This window comes from Ruegeria sp. B11, from assembly GCF_056539785.1.
Map to the genome: position 1 here is coordinate 1 of NZ_JBQFVO010000004.1, position 25,746 is coordinate 25,746.

General features: G+C 53.3%; 24 protein-coding genes and 2 pseudogenes. 16 read left to right on the forward strand and 10 right to left on the reverse strand.

Annotated features, from left to right (window positions below):
- Positions 1–442 precede the first annotated feature (442 nt).
- Positions 443–1,783 (reverse strand): tetratricopeptide repeat protein, encoded by a 1,341-nt coding sequence (locus ACR0I1_RS14450; RefSeq protein ID WP_480706991.1) that lies wholly within the window; start codon positions 1,781–1,783, stop codon positions 443–445.
- Between the two features lie 93 nt (positions 1,784–1,876).
- Between ACR0I1_RS14450 and ACR0I1_RS14455 the strand changes: the two genes are divergently transcribed.
- The 4 genes from ACR0I1_RS14455 to ACR0I1_RS14470 all read left to right on the forward strand — a co-directional run bounded on the left by ACR0I1_RS14455 (position 1,877) and on the right by ACR0I1_RS14470 (position 5,544).
- Positions 1,877–2,095 (forward strand): hypothetical protein, encoded by a 219-nt coding sequence (locus ACR0I1_RS14455; protein WP_170402049.1) that lies wholly within the window; start codon positions 1,877–1,879, stop codon positions 2,093–2,095.
- A gap of 24 nt (positions 2,096–2,119) precedes the next feature.
- A complete protein-coding gene (gene gntH, locus ACR0I1_RS14460) occupies positions 2,120–3,586 on the forward strand; it encodes a guanitoxin biosynthesis MBL fold metallo-hydrolase GntH (protein ID WP_480454213.1) in 1,467 nt (488 codons plus the stop codon).
- 14 nt (positions 3,587–3,600) lie between these two features.
- Positions 3,601–4,581 carry a CobW family GTP-binding protein gene (locus ACR0I1_RS14465; protein WP_480706992.1) on the forward strand — a complete coding sequence of 327 codons (981 nt, stop codon included), beginning with the start codon at positions 3,601–3,603 and terminating at the stop codon, positions 4,579–4,581.
- Positions 4,582–4,746: 165 nt separating this feature from the next.
- Entirely contained in the window at positions 4,747–5,544 is a 798-nt protein-coding gene (locus ACR0I1_RS14470; RefSeq protein ID WP_480706993.1) for a transporter family protein, read from the forward strand.
- 351 nt (positions 5,545–5,895) lie between these two features.
- Here ACR0I1_RS14470 and ACR0I1_RS14475 read toward each other — a convergent pair whose 3' ends face one another.
- From ACR0I1_RS14475 to ACR0I1_RS14495, 5 genes are read right to left on the reverse strand one after another with little or no spacing between them, the layout of a single operon-like run.
- Positions 5,896–6,873, reverse strand: a complete 978-nt coding sequence (locus ACR0I1_RS14475; RefSeq protein WP_170424788.1) for an HpcH/HpaI aldolase/citrate lyase family protein — start codon at positions 6,871–6,873, stop codon at positions 5,896–5,898.
- A 28-nt stretch (positions 6,874–6,901) separates the two neighbouring features.
- Positions 6,902–7,873 carry a 2-hydroxyacid dehydrogenase gene (locus ACR0I1_RS14480; RefSeq protein ID WP_480706994.1) on the reverse strand — a complete coding sequence of 324 codons (972 nt, stop codon included), beginning with the start codon at positions 7,871–7,873 and terminating at the stop codon, positions 6,902–6,904.
- Positions 7,873–8,763 (reverse strand): succinate--CoA ligase subunit alpha, encoded by an 891-nt coding sequence (gene sucD, locus ACR0I1_RS14485; protein ID WP_170647205.1) that lies wholly within the window; start codon positions 8,761–8,763, stop codon positions 7,873–7,875. The genes ACR0I1_RS14480 and sucD overlap by 1 nt, the downstream gene beginning before the upstream one ends.
- On the reverse strand, positions 8,763–9,959 hold the full coding sequence (locus ACR0I1_RS14490) for a malate--CoA ligase subunit beta (RefSeq protein ID WP_480613297.1): 1,197 nt from the start codon (positions 9,957–9,959) through the stop codon (positions 8,763–8,765). Before ACR0I1_RS14490 ends, sucD begins: the two co-directional genes overlap by 1 nt.
- Positions 9,960–9,974: 15 nt before the next feature.
- A complete protein-coding gene (locus tag ACR0I1_RS14495; RefSeq protein WP_480706995.1) occupies positions 9,975–11,216 on the reverse strand; it encodes a pyridoxal-phosphate-dependent aminotransferase family protein in 1,242 nt (413 codons plus the stop codon).
- 215 nt (positions 11,217–11,431) lie between these two features.
- Here ACR0I1_RS14495 and ACR0I1_RS14500 point away from each other — a divergent pair, with 215 nt between their 5' ends.
- The gene (locus tag ACR0I1_RS14500; RefSeq protein WP_255612072.1) at positions 11,432–12,067 is read left to right on the forward strand and encodes a response regulator transcription factor; all 636 of its coding nucleotides are present in this window, start codon (positions 11,432–11,434) and stop codon (positions 12,065–12,067) included.
- A gap of 532 nt (positions 12,068–12,599) precedes the next feature.
- On the opposite strand, the gene ACR0I1_RS14505 is transcribed toward ACR0I1_RS14500, so the two are convergent.
- The 3 genes and pseudogenes from ACR0I1_RS14505 to ACR0I1_RS14515 all read right to left on the reverse strand — a co-directional run.
- Positions 12,600–14,357 carry an adenylate/guanylate cyclase domain-containing protein gene (locus tag ACR0I1_RS14505; protein WP_480706996.1) on the reverse strand — a complete coding sequence of 586 codons (1,758 nt, stop codon included), beginning with the start codon at positions 14,355–14,357 and terminating at the stop codon, positions 12,600–12,602.
- 434 nt (positions 14,358–14,791) lie between these two features.
- Positions 14,792–15,475, reverse strand: coding sequence for a LysR substrate-binding domain-containing protein (locus tag ACR0I1_RS14510; protein ID WP_480707222.1), 684 nt, complete (start codon positions 15,473–15,475; stop codon positions 14,792–14,794).
- A 42-nt stretch (positions 15,476–15,517) separates the two neighbouring features.
- Positions 15,518–15,724: pseudogene (locus ACR0I1_RS14515) on the reverse strand (helix-turn-helix domain-containing protein); the annotation flags it as partial.
- 94 nt (positions 15,725–15,818) lie between these two features.
- Here ACR0I1_RS14515 and ACR0I1_RS14520 point away from each other — a divergent pair.
- From ACR0I1_RS14520 to ACR0I1_RS14565, 10 genes and pseudogenes are all read left to right on the forward strand, one after another.
- Positions 15,819–17,471, forward strand: coding sequence for an ABC transporter substrate-binding protein (locus ACR0I1_RS14520; RefSeq protein WP_480706997.1), 1,653 nt, complete (start codon positions 15,819–15,821; stop codon positions 17,469–17,471).
- 481 nt (positions 17,472–17,952) lie between these two features.
- The gene (locus ACR0I1_RS14525) at positions 17,953–18,171 is read left to right on the forward strand and encodes a hypothetical protein (protein WP_480706998.1); all 219 of its coding nucleotides are present in this window, start codon (positions 17,953–17,955) and stop codon (positions 18,169–18,171) included.
- A 169-nt stretch (positions 18,172–18,340) separates the two neighbouring features.
- Positions 18,341–18,523 (forward strand): annotated as a pseudogene (locus ACR0I1_RS14530) (hypothetical protein); the annotation flags it as partial.
- Between the two features lie 87 nt (positions 18,524–18,610).
- Positions 18,611–18,784, forward strand: coding sequence for a zinc-binding dehydrogenase (locus tag ACR0I1_RS14535; protein ID WP_480706999.1), 174 nt, complete (start codon positions 18,611–18,613; stop codon positions 18,782–18,784).
- Positions 18,784–19,164 (forward strand): VOC family protein, encoded by a 381-nt coding sequence (locus ACR0I1_RS14540; protein WP_480707000.1) that lies wholly within the window; start codon positions 18,784–18,786, stop codon positions 19,162–19,164. The genes ACR0I1_RS14535 and ACR0I1_RS14540 overlap by 1 nt, the downstream gene beginning before the upstream one ends.
- A 145-nt stretch (positions 19,165–19,309) precedes the next feature.
- Positions 19,310–19,693, forward strand: a complete 384-nt coding sequence (locus tag ACR0I1_RS14545) for a nuclear transport factor 2 family protein (RefSeq protein ID WP_170626249.1) — start codon at positions 19,310–19,312, stop codon at positions 19,691–19,693.
- 136 nt (positions 19,694–19,829) lie between these two features.
- Positions 19,830–20,333: an aggregation factor core gene (locus ACR0I1_RS14550; RefSeq protein WP_170408449.1), complete on the forward strand. Its 504-nt coding sequence runs from the start codon at positions 19,830–19,832 to the stop codon at positions 20,331–20,333.
- A gap of 13 nt (positions 20,334–20,346) precedes the next feature.
- The gene (locus ACR0I1_RS14555; protein ID WP_170567645.1) at positions 20,347–20,799 is read left to right on the forward strand and encodes a TspO/MBR family protein; all 453 of its coding nucleotides are present in this window, start codon (positions 20,347–20,349) and stop codon (positions 20,797–20,799) included.
- Between the two features lie 65 nt (positions 20,800–20,864).
- A complete protein-coding gene (locus ACR0I1_RS14560) occupies positions 20,865–21,365 on the forward strand; it encodes a CIA30 family protein (RefSeq protein WP_170626246.1) in 501 nt (166 codons plus the stop codon).
- A 210-nt stretch (positions 21,366–21,575) separates the two neighbouring features.
- Entirely contained in the window at positions 21,576–22,748 is a 1,173-nt protein-coding gene (locus ACR0I1_RS14565; RefSeq protein ID WP_480707001.1) for an adenylate/guanylate cyclase domain-containing protein, read from the forward strand.
- A gap of 351 nt (positions 22,749–23,099) precedes the next feature.
- Here ACR0I1_RS14565 and ACR0I1_RS14570 read toward each other — a convergent pair whose 3' ends face one another.
- Positions 23,100–24,632, reverse strand: coding sequence for a phospholipase D family protein (locus ACR0I1_RS14570; protein ID WP_170395466.1), 1,533 nt, complete (start codon positions 24,630–24,632; stop codon positions 23,100–23,102).
- 336 nt (positions 24,633–24,968) lie between these two features.
- On the opposite strand from ACR0I1_RS14570, the gene ACR0I1_RS14575 reads away from it, so the two are divergent.
- Positions 24,969–25,736, forward strand: coding sequence for a hypothetical protein (locus ACR0I1_RS14575; protein WP_480707002.1), 768 nt, complete (start codon positions 24,969–24,971; stop codon positions 25,734–25,736).
- The last annotated feature ends 10 nt before the right edge of the window (positions 25,737–25,746 follow it).

Genomic DNA, 25,746 nt, shown 5'->3' on the forward strand with positions numbered 1-25,746 from the left:
CTTGAAGACATTCTGCGTGTAGACGAAGCAACTGGTTACCGACTTCAGGAAGGGTTGGTCGACGCTCTTTTGGATCGGTACTTGCCAAAAATTTGAAGCAGATTTCATCCTTAAACTGCTAGCAAAAAGACGCCAGTTTAACGTCCGCTTAGTGCTGTGAACGGTCTTAGAAGCGAAGAAGGCGAAGGGTTGTGGTGCCGATCTTATTCAGCACTGCTGGACGTCAAAACTTGATGCCACCGGGGATTGCTATCGCCTCGGTTACTACAACGGGATATGCAGGCATACTTATGGGGCCAGCATTGATTGGTTTCATATCTGGGGCATCACACTGGCGACGGCATTCTTGATTCTTGCGCTGCTTTTGGTATCAGTTCCGATTTTCGCGAGACTGGTGGCAAAAGTCTGAACCCAGCATAGGCAACAGCCGCGATATGTTTCGTCAGTATCTACTTAACGTCTCCAGTATCATATTCCGCGTATTGATGTCGTTGTGGAAAATCCTATCGGCGAGAAACTCGGACGGAAACTCAGGCCATGTCCTGCGCATTTCAGCAACGAGCCGTCTTGCTTCTTCTGAATTTCCCAACTGATCGTGCGCAACGGCTTGGAACAAGAGCGAAGGAGCACTTACTGGCGCTCCAGCAGCTGGCGCTCCCTGAAAAGCTTCAACAACATTTTCGTAGTTCCCGAGCATAAGTTGCGAGACGCCCCAGATGTTTCTCGCACCAAACCTCCCGGATCCTGATTTGGGTCTATCCGGGTTGCTAACCTCGGCGGCAAATTCCGGGGCGTTAGCCAAGATGGCGGTGATACCTGCAAGGTCGAGAATATGGCCATCATTCGGCGTCAGTTCGACCGACATCCTTGCGTATTTCAATGCCTCGTTTGGCTGGTCTTTGACAGCCAGCACCCAACCGTTTGCGCTGTTTGCCCAGGCGTCGGCCGGGGACAATTGAAGCGCTTTTTCAGACATTTCTGAAGCTTGATTGGAGAAATCATCCCTTTGTGATTCATCCGGCGACAACACCGCCAGGATCGCCAGGACCTGCGCTGATCCGGCATAGCCGTCGGACAGAGCCGGGTCGAGTTCCATCGCGTGCTGGAACATTCCCAGTGCTATCTGCTGACGTTTGACATCAAAAACGGGAAAAAACATGCCTCGGGCTTGGTCTGCAATGTTGGCCGCCTGGAGTCTCGTCAATGATTGTTCACCAAGCGCCACACGTTCTGCTTTCTCGATGGATCGAGTTGTCGGCACAACCTCCCTGTTATCCTGGCTCATCCAGATGCCAAACACAGCGACTAATGCAACAACACCTAGTCCAGCAGGCAGCAGTTGCCGCGAACGCCAACGGCCAACTGGATTGTCGCTCTTCAGTTCACTTGATGTACGGTCTTCGATTGTAGATTCGTATGAAAACCGCGGCTTGTATCCGCCGGGATCAACAAAAATGCGAACCCCGTTGCCGTCCCAGTGATCTTCGTAGAACTGATGTAAAAGGCGACGCAGTCGCCTAGCCTCAACGCGAACCAGGTTTTGACCACCAGTACCATCTATGCGCCGCCCATAGACCTCAACAGCGATAGCTTTGCCTCTAATCTGAGCGCTTCGACCAGATAGAGTTTCCTCGACTATATAGGTGAGAAACTGCGTGAGTCGGGGTGAAGCTTGAAACCCGTCGCTTGATACAATTCGACTCAGAGCTTCCCGGATGAGTTCCGAAGAAGGTTGGCCAACTTGTTGATTTATTGGCAAATCATTTGATTTGTTCAATGTCAACTCACCCCCAACTCACGGTGACTCACTTGGCCTTTATGGTCAACCGCACTCATCTTGATTTGAGAATAGATAGTGGGCGTCGGGATTTTTCCAGTGACGGTGAACCTGATTGAAGAAATTCCGGAACTTTCCGATGTGCTGTCGGGGCGCATCGAAACGGATGCACTACTCGGCGAGGTCATCAAGGACCTGAAGAAAGCATCTGCGTTTTCGAAAGACGCATCGATCACGGCCTCAGAGCGCGCCGAATGGGCCCACATCAAATCTGAACTCATCAACGAGCTTCGCCGGATGTTGAAGCGCAACCTGTGAGATACTCTAACTGAGGACCAATCCATGACCAAGGAAGACAATAGAAAAGACCAGGACGACAAACAGGTTCAGGCGTCAGATCAAATTGAAGACCCGTCGCGGCGGAGTGTTCTAAAGGGCTTGGCCACTGGAGCGGCTGCCACAGGGGCGGCTGGGTTTGCGGCAGGAACTGCCGAGGCCCACGAAGGAGACGGCCCTCTAGGAGAAACACTCAAGAACCCATATGGTGGTCGACCCGCAGGTGGCATATCATTGCCGGAGTACTTCCGTCCGACGAAGTACATGACGGGTTCAAATGCGAACTATTTCCCACTGAGTGAGGAATTAGGGCCAGATGAGATGCGCATCTCATTCTGCGGCTCAACACCATATCCGCCGCGCGAAGATCAGGCGGGTACTTGTATCATGGTGGAGTTGGGGAATGGAAAACGGTTCTTCTTCGACTTTGGGTCCGGTTGTGTCCGCAACATCATTGCGATGCAAGTGCCTGGGCAGTTGATCAACGACATCTTCATCTCTCACCTGCATGTCGACCATTATGCCGACATTCCGTATATTTACCCCTTCCGTGCCTGGTCGGGTGGCTACACGCCACTACGCATCCATGGGCCGTCAGGTCGAACGCCCGAGCTTGGCACAGCCGGAATGGTCAAAGGCATGCAACAGATGCTCAAATGGCATCTGGAGGCCTTTGATGTTTTCCCGATTGGAGACGGCTACGAGATCGAAGTCAATGAATTCGATTTCCGCCAAGAAGGTGGTATTGTTTATGACGAAGACGGTGTGACTGTTCGGTCTTGGCCGCGAAGTCATGCCAAGGACGGTGCGGTTGGTTATCGGCTCGATTGGAATGGTCTGAGCTTTGTATGGACCGGCGATGGTCGCCCGGATGAGCTTTCACGAAAATACGGCGAAGGCGTTGATGTCTTTGTAACCGAAATGTCGGGGCAGGATATTGGTCAGTTGATGACCTACAAATACGGTATCCCACAAGATCTCTTTAACTACACTATCGATACGCATCACACCTCCCACTATGCCGTGGGTAAGCTCTTTGCTGACACAAGACCGCGTTTGGGAATGGTGACACACTATACCCAGGATGAAGACATCGACGCTGAAATGCTGGCTGGTATTCGCGCCCACTACGACGGTCTGTTCCAATGGGGTCTCGATGTAGCCGTTGTGAACGTGACCAAGGATGCAATCTGGTACAGGAAAGCTGCTCTGCCCGGAAAATCCGGTACTGTGCCACCATTTCGTGAACTGGCTGCGGCGGCCGAGGCCGGGCGTATTGAGCTTCCGGATGAAATCACATTACCGAACCCAAGACTCACCCGCGCAGACCAGCAAGACCAGAAGTATCGAGATATGGAGATCGATCCACGCGAATACTACCCAACTGACGTTTTCCGAGCACCCGGCGGAGACTGGCCGCAGGACTTTACCATCAAAGTTTCGGATGTAATCGGCTCGCGTGATGAAGACTGAGAGGAGATCGAACAATGATTGAATTTGGTTCGACTTCTGCGATCCCTGTTACGATCCTTACCGGCTTTCTTGGAGCCGGTAAGACGACACTTTTGAACCGGATCCTTACCGGCAATCACGGATTACGAGTGGCAGTCCTGGTGAATGACTTTGGATCAATAAACGTAGATGCCGACTTGGTGGTTGGCCTCGAAGATGATGTGATGAGTTTGGCTAATGGGTGCGTTTGCTGCTCGATACGAGATGATCTGATTGAAACGGTAGAAGCTGTTCTGGCTCGGCCTGAGAAACCAGAATACATCGTCCTTGAAGCAAGCGGAGTGTCGGACCCATCGTCAATCGCGATGACGTTTACGGATCAACGGTTCCGGGACATGATCCGCTTGGACAGCATTATGTGTCTTGTCGATGCGGAACAGCTATTTGCTGCGCCAGAACAAATGGAATTGAAGCTTCGTCAAATTGCGTTCTCGGACATGGTTATTTTGAACAAGGTTGATCTTGTCGACAGGGCCACAGTTCAGAAGGTGCACGACTGGCTTGGCTCTCGCTTCCGTCGCTATCGTCTTGTCGAAGCTGTAAACGCAGACGTCCCTCTGGACATACTTCTTTCAGTCGGTCGCTTTGCCGCCGAACAGCTCGAAACAGAAATACCCGATCATCACGAACATGGGCCAGATTGTGCTTGCCACCACTCTGATCACTCAGACAGCTTCTCAACAACTATGATGAAAGCTGAACGCCCAATAAGCCTGTCTTCCCTCCGGAGTGCAATTCGGAAGCTTCCGGGCGACGTTTATCGCCTCAAGGGTTTTGTTTTCAGCGAGGAGGATCCAGATCATCGCATTCTTGTTCAGGTGGTTGGAAAACGAATGGACATCGCACGGGATGGTGCTTGGGGTGACCGCAAACCCGAAACAAGGCTTGTCGCAATAGGCGCACCGGGGGCGCTCTCCGAGGATGTGCTTTCGGACACGCTTATGGAGACAGTCTGAAAGCCAGTTTCGACCAAGTATTTTGGCTATAAGTCAACCAGGTTGGATAATTTCATCCAGTTCGGCGGTGGCGGACTGTGAGTGGGCCATTGACGTCATTGCCAATCTGGCGATCTCAAGTGCAAGCCACCCATGAGGAAACGGCCAGTTGAAAGGAGACCGCCTATGAAACTAAGGTTGTTACGCTGCTCCATACTTGCCGGGGTTGGTGTCCTTTCTGGTACTGCGTGGGCAGAGTCCCAGGAAGAAGAACTAGCAAAGCAACTTGCCAACCCCGTGGCCGCTCTGATTAGTGTGCCATTCCAGCTGAACTATGATCAGAATTTGGGTGCCGACAGAAACGGTTCGCGTTGGATATTGAATGTACAGCCGGTTGTACCCTTTAATCTTACGGACGATTGGAACGTCATATCCCGAACAATTCTCCCAATCGCCTCCATAGATGGTGGCATACCGGGTTCTGGATCCGAGACTGGGCTAGGAGATACTGTTCAAAGCTTATTTCTTTCGCCCAAAAAACCAAGTGCGGGCGGTTGGATCTGGGGGGCTGGACCCGTTTTTCTGCTGCCAACGTCGACAGATAACAGCTTAGGTCTCGGAGCGTGGGGTGCAGGAGTTACCGGCGTGGCACTCAAACAGCAGGGTCCGTGGACATATGGTGGCCTGACAAATCACATCTGGGACATTGATGGTGATACCGACATCAGCCAGACGTTCTTACAGCCATTTATTTCCTACACAAATTCGAACGCGTGGACGTTCACTATTAACACTGAGTCCACCTACGATTGGGAAAACAAACAATGGTCTGTGCCAATCAACGGTGTTGTCACCAAAGTTACCCAACTCGGGGATCAACTTATCAGCGTAGGCGGGGGGATACGCTATTCGGCCGACGGCCCCGATATTGGGCCCGAAGGTTGGGGCGCGAGACTTGTGGTTACTTTTTTGTTTCCCAAATAGTTGAGTTTTTCCTCAAAGAATATCTCTTACCGGATGGCGGCATTGCGCCAACGAAAGCGAAGGCGGTTTGGTCCGCGTCTCGGAAGTTTTCATGCTCGGATTTGAATTACCGCTTTGGGCCGCGACTAACCTATCGAAGCGACTTTAGCGAACGCGCCGTCGGCGGATGGTTTTGTCTGACCGAGTCGAAAAATACTGTTTTCAAATAGCGTTGTGAATGTCAGGGATTGGGTGCTACAGATCTGGTCCAATTCCGAATAGATGATCGACGTAATCCGCGGGTGTTGCCTGCCCCGGACCAACCGGGGCAAGGGAGTATCCGTCTAGTGGCTACGCCAGTTCGGGCTAAAATCAAGCTGCCGCGATCTGGCGAGCCTTTTCGACCATGACCTCCGCCTGGCGGATCGAGGCATAGTCGATCAGACGACCATCCAGAGACACCGCACCTTTACCTGCGGTCTCGGCCTCGGCCATAGCAACAAGGATACGCTGCGCCTTGGTGACTTCGGCATCGCTGGGTGACATGACCTCGTTCGCCAGAGCGATCTGGCTGGGATGGATGGCCCATTTGCCTTCGCAGCCCAACACCGCCGCCCTTTTGGCAGCTGCCTTATAGCCTTCAGGATCATGGAAATCACCGAACGGACCATCAATCGGACGCAGACCGTTGGCACGGGCGGCGACAACCATACGGGCGAGCGCGTAGTGCCACATATCGCCCCAATGGGTCGCGCGCGCAGCATCGCCATCCGGGTCGGTCAGAACCGAATAGTCGGGGTTCACACCACCGATGATCGTGGTCCGCGCGCGGGTCGAGGCTGCATAGTCCGCCACACCGAAGTGCAGGCTCTCATTGCGGTTCGAGGCCGCCGCGATTTCGCTGACATTCTGCATGCCCAGAGCGGTCTCGATGATGTGCTCGAACCCGATGCGTTTCTTGTAACCCATCGCGTCTTCGATCTGCGTGACCATCATATCGACGGCATAGACATCTGCTGCTGTGCCGACCTTGGGGATCATGATCAGGTCCAGCCGCGCACCGGCTTGTTCGACTACATCCACAACGTCGCGATACATGTAATGCGTATCCAGCCCGTTGATGCGCACCGACATTGTCTTGCTGCCCCAGTCGATATCGTTCAGGGCTTGAATGATGTTTTTGCGGGCCTGCTCTTTTTCATCCGGGGCTACCGCGTCTTCGAGATCAAGGAAGATCACGTCCACATCCGAGTTCGCGGCTTTTTCGAACATGCCGGGCTGGCTGCCCGGCACGGCGAGTTCGCTGCGGTTCAGGCGCGCGGAGGCCTGTTCGATGGCATAAAAGCTCATGGGTTTTGCTCCTTTGAAGAAGGGTGCGTCAGATCACGCGGTCACGGGGTGGGCGACCAGCGAAGAAGTCGCCCAGATTGTCCAGCACGCGAAAGCCCATGGCTTCGCGTGATTCTTTTGTTGCGCTGCCCAGATGCGGCAGCATCACCAAGTTGTCGCATTGCAACAGGTCAGGGTTGATGCGCGGCTCGCCGTCGAAAACATCCAGCGCAGCGCCTCCGATCGTGTCGAACATCAGCGACTGTGCCAAAGCGCGCTCGTCCACCACCTCACCGCGCGCGGTGTTGATCAGGAAGGCGTCGGGTTTCATCAGGTCCAGCCTGCGCCCGTTGATCAGGTGCCGGTTCGCGGCCCCGCCGGGGCAGTGCAGCGAGACAAAGTCGCAATGCGGCAGCAGATCATCCACCGTTTCGACTTGGGTCGCATCGAACTGCTTCAGCACGTCGGGCGACACGGCGCTGCGGTTCTGGACAAGAATTTTCATGCCAAACCCGTGATGGGCGCGACGGGCCATTTCCTGACCGATGCGGCCAAAGCCGATGATGCCCAGCGTCTTGCCGCTGACCTTGGTGCCGACCAAATGGGTCGGACGCCAGCCGGTCCAGCCGCCTGCGCGCAGCTCGCGCTCGCCCTCACCGGCGCGACGGGCGACCATCAGAAGCAGGGTCATGCCCAGATCGGCGGTGCATTCAGACAGAACATCGGGCGTGTTGGTGACCGTCATACCCAGATCACGGGCCGCCGGTTCACAGATATGACTGTACCCGACGCCGTAATTGGCCAAAATCTTGGTCTGAGCTGCGGTCACGTCCAGCGCCTCGGCGCTAAGCGTGTCGGTGACGGTGGGCAGAACCGCGTCGTATGTCTTCAACGCGTCGCGGAGTTCAGCCGGGGACATCGGATTGTCCCCGGTATTCAGCACGGCGTTGTAGTTTTCGGCCAGTTGCGCCTCGACGGCGGCAGGCCAGCGACGGGTGACAAGGACCGAAGGTTTGACCATCACGCAGCCTTTCCCATGACACGGGCGATAGTCTCGCCGATCACCGCGGGGTTTTCAGCAACCGTCACACCAGCCGCTGACAGGATTTCCACCTTCTCGCTGGCGCTTTCGCCAAAGGCCGAGATGATTGCACCAGCATGGCCCATGGTCCGGCCCTTGGGCGCGGTCAGACCTGCGACATAGGCCACAACAGGCTTGGTGACGTGGTCACGGATGTATTCTGCCGCCTCGGCTTCCTGAGGGCCGCCGATCTCGCCGATCATGGCGATGACCTCGGTGTCTTCGTCCTGTTCGAACCGCTCAAGGATATCGCGGAAGGACGAGCCGTTGATCGGATCACCGCCGATGCCGACGCTGGTCGAGACACCGATGCCGCGCTCTTTCAACTGCGCTGCGGCCTCGTAACCCAGCGTGCCCGAGCGTCCGATGATCCCCACAGTGCCCGGCAGATAGATATGGCCCGGCATGATGCCCAGCAGCGCCTTACCGGGGCTGATGGTACCGGCACAGTTCGGACCGGTCAGCACCATGCGCTTGTCCTTAGGATAGCGGTACATGTAGCGTTTTACGCGGATCATGTCCTGCGCGGGGATACCGTCGGTGATGCAGACGCAATAGCGAATACCGGCATCTGCGGCCTCCATGATCGAATCCGCCGCGAACGGAGGGGGCACGAAGACAAGGCTAGCCTCGGCGCCAGTGACCTCAACCGCCTGTTTGACGGTGTCGAATACGGGTACGCCTTCGACGGCCTCTCCGCCTTTGCCGGGAACAACGCCGCCAACGACGTTGGTGCCATATTGCACCATATCCTTGGTATGCAGGCGCGCCATGCGTCCGGTGATGCCCTGAACGATAACGCGGGTGTCGCGGTCCAGAAGAATGCTCATTACACAGCCCTCATCTTGGTGTTTTGGGACAGATCGTTGCGCCATGCACCCACAGCGCGTTCAGCGGCTTCCATAAGGGTTGTCGCGCGGATGATTGGCAGGCCCGATTTGGCCAGGATTTTCTGACCTTCCTCGACATTGGTGCCCGCCAGACGCACGATGACCGGCAGGTCGATTTCCAACTCGCGCAGCGCCTGTACTACGCCCTCGGCCACCCAGTCACAGCGGTTGATGCCTGCGAAGATATTAACCAGCACCGCCTGAACGTTGTCATCGGACAGTACCAGTCGGAACGCCTTGGCCACCCGCTCGGGCGAGGCACCGCCACCGATGTCCAGAAAGTTCGCAGGTTCACCCCCAGCCAGCTTGATGGTGTCCATCGTGGCCATGGCCAAACCGGCACCGTTCACGATACAGCCGATATTGCCGTCCAGTCCGACATAAGACAGTCCGCGATCCGCCGCGCGGCTTTCGCGCGGGTCTTCCTGACTTTTGTCGCGCAATTCAGCAACCTGCGGATGGCGAAACAGGGCATTGTCGTCAAAGCTCATCTTCGCGTCCAATGCCAGCACTCGGTCGTCACCAGTGATGACCAGCGGGTTGATCTCGACCATAGTCGCGTCCAGCTCGCTGAACGCAGCATAGCAACCCTGCAGGGTACGGACCATGTGCTGAGTTAGGCGAGGTTCCAGCCCCAGATTAAATGCTATTTCGCGGGCCTGAAACTCCTGCAGTCCAACGGCAGGTTCAACGATTGAGCGGACGATACTGTCGGGGCGCTCAGCTGAGATTTCTTCGATCTCCATCCCACCTTCCGAAGAGGCCACGATCATCACCCGCTGACTGGACCGATCCAGCACAAAGCCCAGATAAATCTCGCGATCAATCGGTACGGCGGCCTCCACATAGACGCGGTAGATGCCTTTGCCCTCGGGGCCGGTCTGGTGCGTCACCAGCTTGCGGCCAAACATCTCGTCACAAGCCTCGTATATTTCGCTTTCCGAGTTGCACAGCTTTACACCACCGGCCTTTCCACGCCCGCCGGCATGGACTTGCGCCTTAATGACCCACTTGTCACCACCCAACTCACGCGCGCGATATGCCGCTTGCTCGGGGCTGTAGGCCAAAGCCCCCGAAGGGACCTCGACGCCGAAATTCGAAAGAAGTTCTTTCGCCTGATATTCATGGATATCCATCTGCATTCCCTCCCGTTATGCAGCGATAGATGTGCCGTAGCGACTTTCCAAAAGTGCTTCGATGGCTTCGAAATCAACCGAGCCGCCCATCTCGCGGATGGCCTGGGCGAACAGCCTGACGATGCGACTGACCGATTGGTGGGTTAGCTGGTTCAGGATGCCGATACGGACTTGAACCGGGGCGCTGAGCGTCGGCCAGATGCCAAAGCCACGGGCGCGGCAGTTCTGTACCAACTCCATCTCACGACCCGCCAGCTCTGCGGGCAGGTTCAGCACCACAAGGCTGGGCATGTCCGATGTGACCTGGCAACCCATCGCGGTGACGGCGTCGCGCAGGACGGCCTCATGCGTGCGATAGGAATGCGCACGTTTGGCCAATCCCTCCTGCAGAGTCAGGCGTAGCGATTCATGGAAGGCGGCGATCGCATAGCCCGAGTGGGTACGGTGATAGGTGCCCTTTTCCACGTCTTGCCCGTCAACGATGCCCCAGTGGCGTGCTTCGAAAATCGGGTTGTGGACGTATGTATAGGCGCCGGAGGCCTTCAGCGCGTCGATATAGGCGTCGGTGAAGCTGACCGGCGCATAGGTCAGCGGTAGGCAGCACAGCCCTTTTTGCGGGCACGAGGCCCATCCCGCGACACCCGGATAGTCATCGATGCGGAAATCCGCAATACCCAACGACGATACGGCATCGATCAAACCCATCACATCGTGGCGTTCACAGGCATCCGAGAAGCCACGCAGGTCGTTGACCCGACCCGACCCGGTTTCCCAATGCGCCATGAAGGCCCACTTCGGTTTGTGCGTGGCCAACACCTCTTCGACCATCTCGCCTGTGACGGGCTGGCCGTGGGGAATTTCAATAACGGCGACACTCGCGGCTTGTGGGTCCAGAGGGTTGGTCGCGTGCTCTTCCGGTGTTGCAGCCTTGATCCGCAGAGTCATCGCATCGATGCCCGAGAAGGTGCCATTGGTGAAGGCCACAACCTTGTCACCCGGCATCACCGCCGAGAACATGGTGTCCAGCCCACTCCATCCGGTGCCAGCAACCGCGAAGGTATGGGTGTTGGCGGTGCCCCAGATCAGACGCAGCATGTGCTTGCATTCGATCATGCCACGCAGCACGTCGCTCTGCATGTGGTCGGCAACGCCGGCGCTGGCAAACGCCTGCAAAACACGTGCGTCGGTGTTTCCCGGTCCTGGGCCAGCGGCCAGCGTCTCGGGGATGTCGAGCGTTGGATAAATCTGAAACGTCATGTGCTCCTCCTGTGCGTCGGGCGTGTTCGATACCGCCGATCGCCTTGACCCAGAGGAAAACTGAAACTTGCGCCGGGGCACAACGTAACTTACTACAGCTTTAGCATATCTTGTTAGGTGGGTATTAACCTACCCATTTTGGTAAATATGCCAATGTATACTGAAAGCATTCCCACCAAAATGGGTAGGTTTAGATAAAATCAGACGGGAAAACAATGTCCGACACATCTCAACGCCCCATTGATGTCATGCTGGCCAACAACAACCCTTTGGTGCTGTCGGCCATGTCCGAGATCTTCGAGCGCGACCCGCGATTCTCTCTGGTGGCCACTTCAGCGACCGCCGAGGGATTTCTGGGCACAGTGATGCGGGTGCCGGTTCAGGTGGGGATTGTGTCCTGGGAACTTCCTGCTTTGGGCGCGGCAAAACTGATTGAGGTTCTGCGCGAACAGACCAACGCGCCACGCTTTGTGGTCTATGGGGACGAGGCTGGGGACGTACCGCGTCAGGCTATGCAGGCCGGGGCCGCAGGGTTCGCGCCGCGTTCGGGCGAGGTCGAAGGCTTGCTGGAAACCTGTGTCGATGTCGCTAAGGGCAAAATGGTATTTCCCTATATCGACGTGCGCAAAATGCATCAAAACCCTTTGCAGACTCTGTCGCGCAAGGAACTCGCTATCCTTGAGGCACTGGCGCAGGGCATGTCCAACAAGGAATTGTCGAAAGAGCTGCAGATTTCGACCAACACGGTAAAGTTCCATCTGTCGAACATATACGACAAGCTGTCGATCAAGAACCGCGCGCAGGCGATTGCCTTCTATTACGCTTCAAAACTGGACAACGGAAACTCGTGAGCTTCGAAGCTCAGATAATCGGAGATTTCTAGAAAGAGGCGTCCGCAGGTATTGTGATACTGGCGACATTCTCGCGCGTTAGGGCTGCAGCCTGCAGAAATACCAAATAGCCATTGCAATACCCGTTGAAACCAAGATAACCCGCGAAACAGATTCCCGTCTGCAGCCCCGTCTTGATTGTGATACCCCGCACCTTCGGCTCTTAGGATTAGAGCAGTCAGGATGTGAAGCTGAGTCACGGCTGAGAGATGTGCATATTCGTTGGTGCTAGCGGGATATCACCACGCTTGATAGCTCTCCTAATCGCAGCAAAAAGTCAGCTTTTTACTTTAGTCTCGCTAAGTGATGCAGATGTAGTGAGCTTCTGCTTTTTGCCCTGCCTTCAGGTTAGGTATGTCCGGTTTGGGCTGAAAGCTATCTTAGTCGATACTGTGCCTGATCCGATTTTTCGATTTACGTTTCAAGCCGCTACGCAATTTCGTGGCAACCAAAGCAATCTTCGATTTCCACAACCCAATATAATACTGCGGCGCTACACTGGTAGACCGGCCTTTAGCATAGCATCCGCCCAGAATTTGCGCAGGGCTTCAGTTTTGTAGACCATGTGCCCGGTATAGGTTTGCACCGAAAATTGAGGTTCGATTGAAAGAACTGCGTCTACTGCTTTCCTAGCATTTTCGGTGTCATCAAGATCAGCGTGGATCGCTGCCAAACGGATTTGGCACAACAAGGTGCCAGGCAAGCGGGTTTCCAAGTGCCGGTAAACTGTTCTTGCTTGCTCCAGCTGACCTAACCCACGATAGGCATCCCCCAAATGGCTGAAATACCAGTCCGGGCTGTAGGGCGACAGCCGAATGGCCTTTCGCATGCTATTCAGGCTTTCCTCAAATTCACCGCAACTATTGTACGCAATTGCCAGCATGGCATGAGAAAGCGAGACACTGGGTTGCCGTTCGATAGCTTCATTGCAGAAGGCTTTGGCTTCATCAAAACGAGATTGGTTGGTGAAAATATACCCTTGCAGTGCGTAGACATCAGCCGGGACATTTTTCATCGCCAACAATGCGTCGCAAATAGACTGGGCCTCGTCAGTTGACGCCTTCGGATCTTGATGAAACCCAAGGCGGGCACCGGCTTGCAACGCCCAGCCGAGGCCCGTTCTGAATGACGAGTTCTCGGGGTCAAGTTCAACCGCTTTCCGGTAGAGCTGAATCGCGGAGAGATTCCCTTCTTTTGTAAATTTATATTGTTCACTGATGCCACGCATCATCAAGTCCCACGCCTCAAAGTTAGGCGCTTGATCAGCCCAAAGCCTGAGCTCTTGTCCGTGTGTAAGGTTGACCGCCAATGAGATGGAAATTTCGCGTGTGATTTCATCTTGAACGGTAAAAATGTCTTCAATCTGACGGTCATACCGGTCGGCCCACAAATGCGACCCGGTTTGACACTCAATAAGCTGCCCGGTGATGCGAACCCGCTGCCCCGCCTTTCGAACACTCCCTTCAAGGACGAAACGAACACCTAACTCCCGTCCGACCTGTCTTACATCGACAGACCTTCCTTTGTAGGCAAACGTCGAATTGCGGGCCATCACGATGAGGCCATTTATATGCGACAGCGCGGTTATGATGTCTTCTGTAATTCCGTCCGCGAAGTATTCCTGCTCTGGGTCGCCTGACATGTTTTGAAATGGCAGGACAGCGATTGACGGTTGGTCCGGCAACTCCAACTGCTCACCCGTTAGAACTTCGTAGAACTCGGGTGACAGGCGCGCCGGGTCGAGATCGATGCTGTAGGCACCAATCTTATGCTCGATGTTTTTTAGATCTTGTTCACCCAGATCCTTGAAGCTGCCGGAGACCTTTCCTTTGATCTGACGGTATACATCCTCAGAAATGCAGACGCTTCCGGGTTCTGCGATTGCTTCCAATCTTGCGGCTACGTTGACACCTTCGCCAAAAACATCTGAACCTTCAGAAATCACATCTCCCAGATGAATGCCGATCCGCAATTGAATGCGTTGCACGCGGGGCACGTCAGGTTCTCGGTCCTGCATTGCTCGTTGAATGGCAATAGCGCACTCTGCCGCGTCGACCACACTGGTGAATTCGGCCAACAAACCATCGCCCATCAACTTGACAATTCGCCCTCTGGACTCGCGTATTTGGGGTTGAACCAATTCAGAAAGCAAAAGGTTTAGTCGCAGAATCGTGTTTTCTTCATCACGCCCCATGAGGCGTGAGAAGCCAACAACATCGGCTGCCAAAATCGCTGCAAGTTTCCGCTTCACTTTCTGCCCCCCCCCGAAAGTTACGTTAGAGGCAACGACCCGCAAGGTCTACATTCGTGCCCCCTTGAACGCTTGCTGTTCCATCGCGAAGACCATGTTGAAGCTAAAAGATATGGCCACGAAGGCTCCGAACCGCCTGAATTCCGCTTTGTCGATTTGAAACCAACGACCGCTTTGGGCTGCTAATGCCGAATACAAGTGCAGCGCTCCGTTGAATTTGCGTAGGAGGTCTGGGCTCAGGGTTACCGTTCTCTGCAGTTTGCTGGTCTGGCTGCTCACAGCCCCGAAGCAAACAATCACCACTGAGCTTTGAAACTCCAAAAGGCGCAAAAATGGCAAGCCTTCAAAGGCGCTTTATGGCGTTGTTAGATTGCGACCGTTCCTCAAATTCATTTGGCTTCGCGCAATCGTTGAGCGAACAACCCGACAACCTGTTACCCCGAAGATGTTGTAAGAACTTGATCCGCTATCCAGTCGAAAACGAGTTTGGGACCTCGGCCCGAGTTGGCATGAGTTAGCGACATCACGTATCCAGCCTCGCTGGAGACCAGATCGTCCGTAACGGTCACCAAAGAACCTTTGTCGAGCAGATCATCGATCAATCCAATCCAGCCCAACGCCACGCCATCGCCAGACAATGCGGCCTGGGTGACCATGTCATAGTTATTAAAACTGATGTAATTTTTTTTTCTCTCGCCCGCTATACCCAAACTATCAAACCACCCTTGCCAGGTTTGCCAAGCAGCGGTTGCGGGTTTTGATAGACTCAACAGTTGAATTTCCAGTAAATCCGAGGATGATTGGATAGGCCTAATTTTTTCTAATAGCTGTGGGCTGCAAACGGCTGCTACGACCTCTTCCAGAAGAAGTATTTCATCGGGTTTTATTTGGTCTTTTGGTGCCACATGGATTTGTATATCGCAATCGGTGTCATCTAGATCGGGTGGAACAGTCGAGGCCAAAATCTGAATTTCGATTTCTTCCCCGATTTCCTCTCGAAGGTATCCCAAACGCGGTAACAACCAGAACGTTGAGAACGCAAAATCGGCAGAAATTCGAACCCTGGGTTTAGTTTTGCGTTCAAGCAAAGAACTTACTGCATAGTTCATCTGCGCCATCGCGGGTCTTACCACATTCAAAAGCCTCAGGCCCTCGTATGTGAGTGAAACACCACGGTGTTCTCTTTTGAAGAGGACGACTCCTAGATCAACCTCGAGACCTTTTATTCGCTGCGAGATCGATGACTGGGTTAGCCCGAGTGCTTCTCCCGCACTCGTAAAATTCCCATGTCTCGCGACCATTTCGAATGCATATAGCGCGACTAGGTTGCGACTCAGATTGGTATTAATTCTGTTAATGTCATCCATAATTACTCAGCTACTGCAAAACAGCGAAAATATATACCAAAAACTGTATCAATGGGCGTGTAAGGCGCCCCAAGAGTGTACACGGGAGCCAATGATGACCAAGCAATGTCGTAACCAGACAGTCCATCCAGCGATCGCCATGCATATCGGTGAAGTAGCCGACGGAACGCTAAGCCGCCGTGAGTTCCTGACGCGTGCGACAGCACTTGGGCTGTCTGCATCGGCTGCTTATTCGATGATTGGTCTAACTCAGCCAGCACAGGCGTCGTCGAATATCCAGCCCGGCGGTACAATTCGTATTCAGCAGGTGGTGCGTGCGCAGCTTGATCCACCGCTTTACAACTGGCCTCAGCTTGGAAATGTGGTCCGAGGATTCTTAGAATATCTTGTTCAGTACAACGCGGACGGTACGTTCGAACCTCGCTTGCTTGAAGGCTGGGAAGTGAACGACGACGCCACGGAGTATGTTCTGCGTGTGCGGCCCGGAGTGAACTGGAATGACGGGCGTGGAACGCTGACGGCCAAGGATGTTGCTTACAACTTTAGTCGATGGTGTGACGGCAGTTGGGAGGGTAACTCTATGGCCGCGCGCATGGGATCCTTACAGAACGAAGCTGGAGATGGCCCGGCCGCAGGCGCATTGGAAGTAGTCGACGATCTGACACTGAAGCTGAAGCTGACGCGACCTGACATCACTATTATCCCCGCAGTCACAGAATACCCGGCAGCAATCGTGCCCGATGGTTGGTCCGGCGATCCGGCGAATGACCCGGTCGGTACAGGACCATACAAACTGGTTGAGTATCTGGTTGGTGAAAAGGTCGTACTAGAGAAGAACACAGATCACGATTGGTGGGGCGAAGGCGCCTATTTGGATCGGATCGAGTTTATCGACTACGGCACGGATGGCGCAGCACATTTGGCAGCTGCAGAAGCAGAAGAAATCGATATGACCTATGAAACGGTCGGTGAATTTGTCGACATTTACGAAAGCATCGGTTGGAATCAGAGCGAGTCCGTTTCAGCCAATACCATGGTATTGCGAACAAACCGCGATGCCGAAGTGGATGGCATAAAGCCTTATGCGGACGCGCGTGTTCGCCGCGCTCTTGCGATGGCTTGCGACAATGCCATTTTGCTGGAATTGGGATACGCCAATCGTGGGACGCTAGGCGAAAACCATCACGTTTGCCCTATTCATCCGGAATACGCGGACATTGGAGCGCCGGAAAAGGATGTCGAAGGCGCACGCGCATTGTTGGAAGAAGCTGGAATGCTCGACTACGAGCACGAAATCTTCTCGATTGACGATGACTGGCGCCGAAACACAACCGACGCATTAGCGGCACAACTGCGCGATGCTGGGCTCAAGGTAACGCGCACAGTATTGCCGGGTAACACATTTTGGAACGATTGGAATAAATACCCATTCAGCTCAACAGATTGGGGACATCGACCGTTAGGTGTTCAGGTGCTGACCTTGGCATACAAGTCGGGTGTGGCTTGGAATGAAACCGGTCTGGCTAGCGCCGAGTTTGACACGATGCTGGAAGAGGCCTCAGCAATCGCCGATGCAGATACGCGCCGGGTCCGCATGGAAAAGATCGAACAGTATATGCGGGATGACGGCACGATAATCCAACCTTATTGGCGATCTCTGTACCGCCACTCTCGTCCCGGCGTGATAGGCGCGGAAAGCCACCCGATTAATGAAATTCACGTGCATAAGCTGGCTCTGGAAAGCTGAGAACTCCAGCAAATTTTAACTCCCCGGACCCGATGAGACTGGCGACGCAGATTATCTGCATCGTTGTCTCATTGGTTTCTTGGGGGAATGGGTAATCGAGTCAGAACAAGCAAATCTATCCACTCTAAAATCAAAAAATAGGGAGAATTTGACTATGGCGATAAAGCCACCTCTTTCGGAACTTCCGATTAAGATCGCTGACAACGGTTTTATTCGGGGTTCAGCGTAAACGTGACGGTCATCAATATAGTCATCATCAATCTGTTGGTTATCTGGTGCATCATGTGGCCAACCTAAGCTGGCAGGATTCTCGGTGGCTGGAATGCAGCGATCCTAGCTCAGTTTGCCGCGTGTTACACTTGGGTTGTCACCGGATTTGTTTTGTCTGCATCGGTTCGGCCAACTGGCCAGCAGCCGGACGCCTGAACCTGATTGTACAAGGCGAAAAGCCTGAGTTCTCGACTTCTGCTGGTTCTTAATAATGTTCGGTGCTGGTATCGGTGTCTGGACGTTGACATGGGCCGTTGCGGAATCCGTCGCGCATTCTAAGAACAACCCCTCGGTTACTCCTTTCCGGGCGCTTATCGGTGGGTTCGAGGAAACCTCCTACATTCAAGTGCCGAAAGCTAATGGCTTCGGTGCAAAAAGCGACATCAACAGCGAAATGCGGAGAAGACTGGAACAAAGCTTCTTTTTTTGACCATACCTACAACGCATGAAAACAGAGGTATCGTGCAAGTCGTTTAATTCAAACGGGATTTACGGGTAAATGATCATCCAGCAACAGCGCAAGCGTCTGTGTTCGGGTCAGTTCTGCCACTCTATGTGGTTGAACCTGAGCTTTGGCTGCAACCCGTCGCGTCAACACGGCTGTATTTGCTCGCACTGTGGCAATTTCGACGTCCAACTCTTTTTTAATCCCAACACATAAGGTGAACGCGTTGATCATGGGGCCAGCGGGTTATCGGGTGGTCGGTTTTGTTCGCTCGGGTGGAATCATGACCCTACTTTTCTTGGTTGTCTCAATGACCGGGCTTGCGATTTTCTTCTGAGCCGCTTCTCGGCGGTCCGTACAGATGTACTCTGCTTCAGCTCAGAAGAACTCATAAGGCACTCGGTCGCTTTTTGGGACTGGAGATATGAATCGTCAAAGCAAAATCCTGAATCAGGTCGCCGCGTTGATAGACGATGGAAAGATAAGATCCACAGCGACCGATACACTTGGTAGGATCAATGCTACAAACTTAAAGAAAGCGCATGCTATCCTTGAAAGCGGCAAGGCCAAAGGAAAGCTCGTGCTTGAGGGTTTTTAATGAGAATTGAACGGCTGGATCATGTGAATATCGTGACGACTAGGTTGCCTGAGATGGTTACTTGGTATGAAAATGTCCTGGGTTTGAAACCCGGGGCCCGCCCCGATTTTCCGTTTCCCGGAGCATGGTTGTATACGGGTGATGACGCCGTGGTTCATCTTGTGGGTCACGAAGGAACACCTAACGTTGGCTCTGAAGTGAGGCTCAAGCTCGAGCATTTTGCGCTCTCAGCCACGGGGTTGAGCGCATTCGAAGAAAAACTGATCTCGAGTCAGATCCAGTATCGCAAAACTGATGTCCCGGGGGCTGGAATGGTGCAAATCCATGTGGCCGATCCTGATGGAAATCACATTCACATAGACTTTGAAGAAACCGAATAAGTGGCTAACTCGCGAAATAATCGCAACGCAAAATCAAGCCGGTAACTTCTTGCCGATTAGGGATTGAGGTCCTTGCCGGGTTGCTTCCAAGACTTGCGTGGGACAACATTTTTTGGGCGGTGCAAACGTCGATTTGGAGATCAGCATGCCGGACCTCGAAACAAACAAGAAAAACGTCATCGCTTTCTACGAAATGATGTTCAACGAGTGTCGACCTGCGGAGGCCATAGCAACCTTTGTTGGTGATACCTATACGCAGCACAACCCGCATGTTGGCGACGGAAAGCAAGCCTTTGTTGAGTACTTCGAGCGCATGGCCGCCGAATACCCGGGAAAGCGTGTGGACATCAAACGTGCGTTTGCTGAAGGCGATCACGTTGTTCTGCATTGCCATCAAATCTGGCCCGATGGTCTCGAGTACGCAGGGATCGATATTTTTCGCCTGGATGCTGATGGCAAGGTTGTCGAACACTGGGACGTTCTTCAGGAAGTTCCAGCAAACAGCGAGAATGACAATGGTATGTTTTGACTTCGTCGTTCTGACAGCGGTGCATGGAACTTCGAAAGGGCCTGTCAGCTAAACCACCATAGTCAAAGGGCATAAGTCTGATCCAAGAGATCCGCCGAAGCGTATCTATCAAGAACCAATAAGGAAGGAGATAAATATGCTCCCGAAGAGTATTCTTGCGGCGACCCTTGGACTATTTGCAGCCACTTCGCTTCAAGCCGGAGTTCAAATTCGCTTCATAGAAGGCGCACCCAAAGACCGTTTTGTTCTGACAAATGTAGGAACGTGCGAAGTAGAAACCTCGACCGTCAAAATTGACTTGTCGCAATCTGCTGGACGTCTGATTTTCGACGTTACCGAAAAAGGCGCGGGTGTAGAGGTATTCCAACCGCTCGAATTCGTTGAGGGTGCGGATGCACTGCGTCAATTTCCTTCGGTCGTGGACGGGCAGAATACAATTGAACTTGAGATCGTTTCCCTCGCAGCCGGGGACAAATTAGCCTTTACCATCGATGTGGACGACACGATCGGGCAACGCGAAATCACCGTAACGGAGTCGGAGATCGAAGGCGCCACGGTGTCATATACCGACGCGGATGAGACCAGTACTGCGACCTTCTCTTCCGAAGCGCTTGTCAACGTAACGACCAAGGGCTGCTGAAAGCTATCCCACAATGTCGAATTGGATGGTCCGCATAGCATTTCTTGCGCTCGTGTTGGGAGGCGGCATCCTGATCGGGATATTGACCGCGCCTGGCGATTGGTATGCGCAGCTTTCTAAACCTGCTTTCAATCCACCAAATTGGATATTTGGCCCGGTCTGGACGGTGCTTTATGTTTTGATAGCCATGGCGGGTTGGCGTCAGTTTGAAACAGACCAAAGCTCGACGCCCATGAAGCTGTGGTGGGTGCAGATGGGTCTGAACTTTTTGTGGTCCCCAACCTTTTTCGTAATGCAACTACCGTGGATTGCCTTTGTGATCATTGTCGCGTTGCTGATTGTGATCGTCATGTTCATCGCTCTGGTCAGGAGCTCGGATCAGGTTTCCGCACTAGCCTTCCTGCCGTACTTTGCATGGGTCGCATTTGCCACTGTCTTGAACCTTTCTATTGCAATACTGAACTGAGAAAAAACGATATGCGTGGAAACTTCGCTGGGCTTGTTTCAGGTCTTGTTATCATCGGATCTATAATGGCACAGGCTGATGAAAATCTTGCAGAAGACTTCTCCAAGTCTCCGGAGACGAGTTGGGACTACGTTGCCGACACCGTCATGGGAGGAGTTTCTTCAGGACAGGTGCAGTTTCGTTCGGAACGTGATGTTGCGTTCGCCCGGTTGACCGGAACCGTCAGCACAAAAAACAACGGCGGCTTTATCCAGTTCCGACGCAAGTTGTCTGATCGACCAGATGAGGGAGTATCGGGCGTCAGGCTGTTGGTACGGGGGAATGGCGAGCAATACTTCGTCCACCTCAGGACACGTGGCACGGTGCTTCCATGGCAATACTATCAGGCCGCGTTCGCAACTTCTGACAACTGGACCGAAGTCTGGTTACCTCTCTCAGGCTTCAAGGCTTCAGGTGCCATGTTGCGCGCTATTCCCGTTGCTGACGAAATCACCTCAGTTGGAGTTGTAGCCTACGGTAGAGATCACGAGGCCCGCGTAGATGTCAGCGAGATTGGTTTCTATTGAAGGTTTCCCAAGAAAGGGTTGCAATCTTCAAATAGGTCTGTTTGGAACCGCGCGGGATCTAAATTTACAAACCATCTTCCCGATGGAATACATTCCGTCGATGCCCGAGCATCAATTTGGACAGGTCTGATCAGGCTGCTCAACAACAGCAACCGACATTGCCAATCCAATTGTCTTTGCTCATCGTTTCCAAGCGACTAAATTGGGTCCATGGAAGAAGTCACTCGACTGACCGAATGGATGATTACAGAAGGTCGTCGCTCCGGTGATCCTGTAAAGGTGGTGTCACAGTTTTGTTCCTCCTTGATCGAGGCCGGAGTGCCGCTATGGCGGGCAAACATTGGCCAGCGCTTTGCCAACCCATTGCTTATTGCCTGGGGGGTAGTTTGGACGCCTGAAGGCACCGACAGCTACGACGTCACGCATGAGACGATGTTGACAGATGGTTATGTCGGGAGTTCATTCGAGTATATTCTTGCGAACAGAAAGCCACTTCACAAAAGTCTACGGCGACTGGACTTGGAAACAGAGCATTCATCCTATCTTGAATTTGCAGAGCAGGGTGGCACCGACTACTACGCTACTTTGCTCTATTACGGCGATGGATCGCTGCATGGATGTACGTTCGTTACTCAGGCAAAGGATGGATTCTCGCCCGAACATCTTATGCTGATTGAAGCGGCCTTACCGGCCCTTTCTTCCGCCTTGGAACCTGTCACGATGCGAAAATCGTCTAAAGGTCTGCTTCGAACTTATTTAGGAGATGGACCTTCCGAGGCCGTCTGGAGCGGCAATATAAAGCGCGGAGAGCGAACAACTTTGGATGCCGTGGTGATGTTCTCTGATCTGCGAGGCTTTACAGCACTTTCCGAGACCTCTCCGGAAGAAGATATCTTCGACACGCTTAGCGACTATTTTGATCTGGTGGTTAAAGCCGTAGAGGACAACGGTGGAGACGTCCTCAAGTTCATGGGCGATGGCATCCTGTCGATCTTTACTATTGAAGCTCAAAAAGACCATGCCGACCGCTGCAGAATGGCGGCTCTTGCAGCGCAGAGTGTGTTGAGTGGTTTGAACGCTCTCAACACCAGACGAGACGGGCTTCAAAAACCGCCTTTGGATGTTGGTATTGGAATTAACGTCGGGCAGGTCAGCTATGGTAATATCGGCAGCCCCGGCAGGCTTGATTTCACAGTTCTGGGCGGGGCGGTGAACGTTGCAAGCCGAATTGAAGGTTTAACAAAATCAACTGGTCGGAGAGTGTTGGCGACGTCAGCCGTTGCAAGTGCTGCTCCGAACATGTTCGTTAGCTGTGGGGATCACGAAATACGTGGCCTTGCGCAGCCCATTGAATTGTTCTTACTCACTGAAGATGCACAATAGTCAGCTATAGTTATTCAAAACAATCTACCTTCGGCATCTTACGAAATTAGATGATCGCTAGAAATGAAACACAAAGCGCAAAAATCCACTAAGGCACGGCAAGCTGAACGTAACTGTTAGAGTAACCGGAAAACGGGACTTGCCCGTTGTCGTTCAGCTTCCCTGGAATGATGAACATGGCCATTGACTTTGGTAGCAGGCATTTTCCCGCCAGCAGTTGATAAAATGAATATCTAGTCTGAATTAAGAATTAGATATTGGGAAATATCTGCGACTGATGTCCTATTTCTTTTTTGCTGCCATCTTCGCAGGCGCCGGTGACGGCCAAGCGATCAAGTAGTTTGCAGAAACCTAAAGCTGGGACCCAATTGGTAAAATACTTAATAGCCCGGCAACTATGTGATCCCAGGCCGATCCTGTCGGCTCGAATTGGTATTCAAGAATGGTGCCATCATTGGCTCTTGTCGTCCATCTAAGCTGGCCAGCTTGCTCGAGCGTCACGTTATATGTGTATGCGGGTAGTGCGTCGTCCAAGGCTCCCATCGTCTGCGCAGTCAATGCTGGAGAGTCAATCAGAATTCCCATCTCGGTGTTGATGTTGACAGATCGCGGATCCCAGTTGAATGAACCCACGAATAAGTACTGGTCATCAATTGCAAATGCCTTGGAGTGCAGGCCTGACCTGGATTGAGCCCAGTTAATACCGCGGCGTTGGACTTGATAAGCGTCGGGTCGCAGCTCGTAGAGTTCTACTCCACCGCGTAGTAGTGCTCGGCGTTTCTTGGCGTAGTGTGCGTAAACGGGTGCGACGTCGTTAGATGCAAGTGAATTGGTTACAACCTTTACGTCGACCCCACGGTTCTCGAGTTCGGTCAGCCATTTCACACCGTTGTTGCGCGGCACGAAGTAGGCGGACACGATGTTCACTTCACTGCTGGCATTCTCAAAGTACGGAAGCAATTGAGATGCAAGAACGGGACCTGAGTTCTCGAGGCCCGCGGCCTTTGAAGGCGGATCAGCATAAAGTTTCGCTGGCAGCCAATCCAGTAACAGGGCGCCATCCGCGAAGTTCTCTTTTGCCGACTTTCTGAGCGCTGCGCCGTACTGCGTTTGTTTCGCTTCCTCGACGAGTTCATTCAACCTGCTGCGTGCATCGCTCAGGTCAAATTCTTCGGGTTCTCCGACAACCACGCGAGCCGGAACAGCGAATTCGCTGTTCCAGTAAGCGTCAAAGCTACGTGACACTTCGCGTACAACTGGGCCTGCGGCCAGCACATCCAGATCAGCATAGTTCATTTCTTCCCGCGCCAAAAAATACTCGGCACCGATGTTTCTCCCACCCACAATCGTGAACACGTTGTCTGCTGTCATGGACTTGTTGTGCATTCTGCGATTGATGCGTTTGAAATCAGTCAGACCCGCGATCAAAAGGCTCTGATCTCGCCAGAACGGGTTGAATAGCCTTATTTCAATGTTTTTGTGATTGTCCAACGCGGCGGTCATCGCGTCGTAGCCCGACGTATCCATATCATCCAACAACAGCCTGACACGAACACCCCGATCCGCCGCTTGCAAGAGACTGGCAGCGAACAGGTGACCGGTTGGGTCGTCGTGCAGAAGATAGTATTGCGCGTCTATCGTTCGCTCGGCCGCAGTGGCCAACAACAGCCGTGATACGAGCGCTTCTTCTCCATCACTGATCAGCTTGATGCCTGACCGACCGTCTTTAGGATCCCCAAGGCGATTGGCCGCCTGACCCAGAGCAGTGCTGGAATTTGCCGGTAGCGCAGCAGATACAGTCTTTTCATACGTGCGGGTTTTCGGAGCGCAAGCGACAAGAAACAGCGCGCAATAAACACTAATCACGAACTTCCACAGCGCCATTGGCTTTCTCCAACCCTATGCCCTAGGTGACTACGCCCGAGCACGCGATTGCAAGTTTGTTCTATGAAGCCTGAGGTTGTTTCGTTCGCTAGTGTTGATTTCGTAACTCTCACATGCGCCATGTTGTTGGTTTGCGATTTCGACACACCCCTAGTTCCAACGGACTATGGCAGAACCCAGATGCGTCGAACCACACCGCTCGTAACCAGTTTCCGTGTTATAAGTCTTTGATCAGGTAAAATGATGCTCTCTGATTTTGGAAGTTTAGGTGCTCTTAGCATTGACGTGTTACGATTCCGCCCCACAGTTTTGATGCAGATTTTCGGAGCATCCTGAGTGTTTGTGAGGACCACCGCCTTAGTGATTTTTGCTGTGTCGACCCCGGCCACGGCATTGCAGCTTCGCGAAACAGGGCGTTATGAACTTAATCAGCCCGCAAGTCTTGACTACGATCCGACCTTTTGTGGGTTGTGGATTGCGAACGAGGGGCCCGAGGCAATTCTCGTTACATTGCAAGGTGATGAATTGCGCCGTATATCCAGCGATCTCTTTCGGATCAAAGCAATTGCTGTTGAAGGGGATCACTTGTTGCTGGGCGATGGTCTCGGCAGTCTTCAACGTGTCACCAAGGACGGATCACGCCTGGGAGCACCCTTCGAATTGGAAGGTGGTTTCGCGGATACGGAAGGAATTGCGATCAACGCCAAGGGACAGATCGTGACCGTAGAGGATGACCCCGAACGGTTGTCGTGGTTCACTTCAGAGGGTGCTTTGACGGCGAGGTTGGATACCATGAAGCTCTCTCCTCCCTTGAGTGAGGCGCAGGGGATCGCGATTGATCCGCGTACCGGCCACATGTTGATTGTTGATGACTGGGAAGGGTCAAACAGCCTGTATGAGTTCACGGCAGATGGCCAACTTCTCGCCCAGCAAAGTTTGTTGGAATTCGGAACCGATCCAGAAGGCATCGCCATTAGGCCGGGGTCCAATCAACTGTTCGTTGCATTCGACGGCGGCGCGAAGATTGTGACATTTGACTACACGCCCACTTTGCCTGAAGGATCGCTGCCGCTCCCGCCGGGCGCGGATTGCATGATGTTCTGAAAATTTAGTT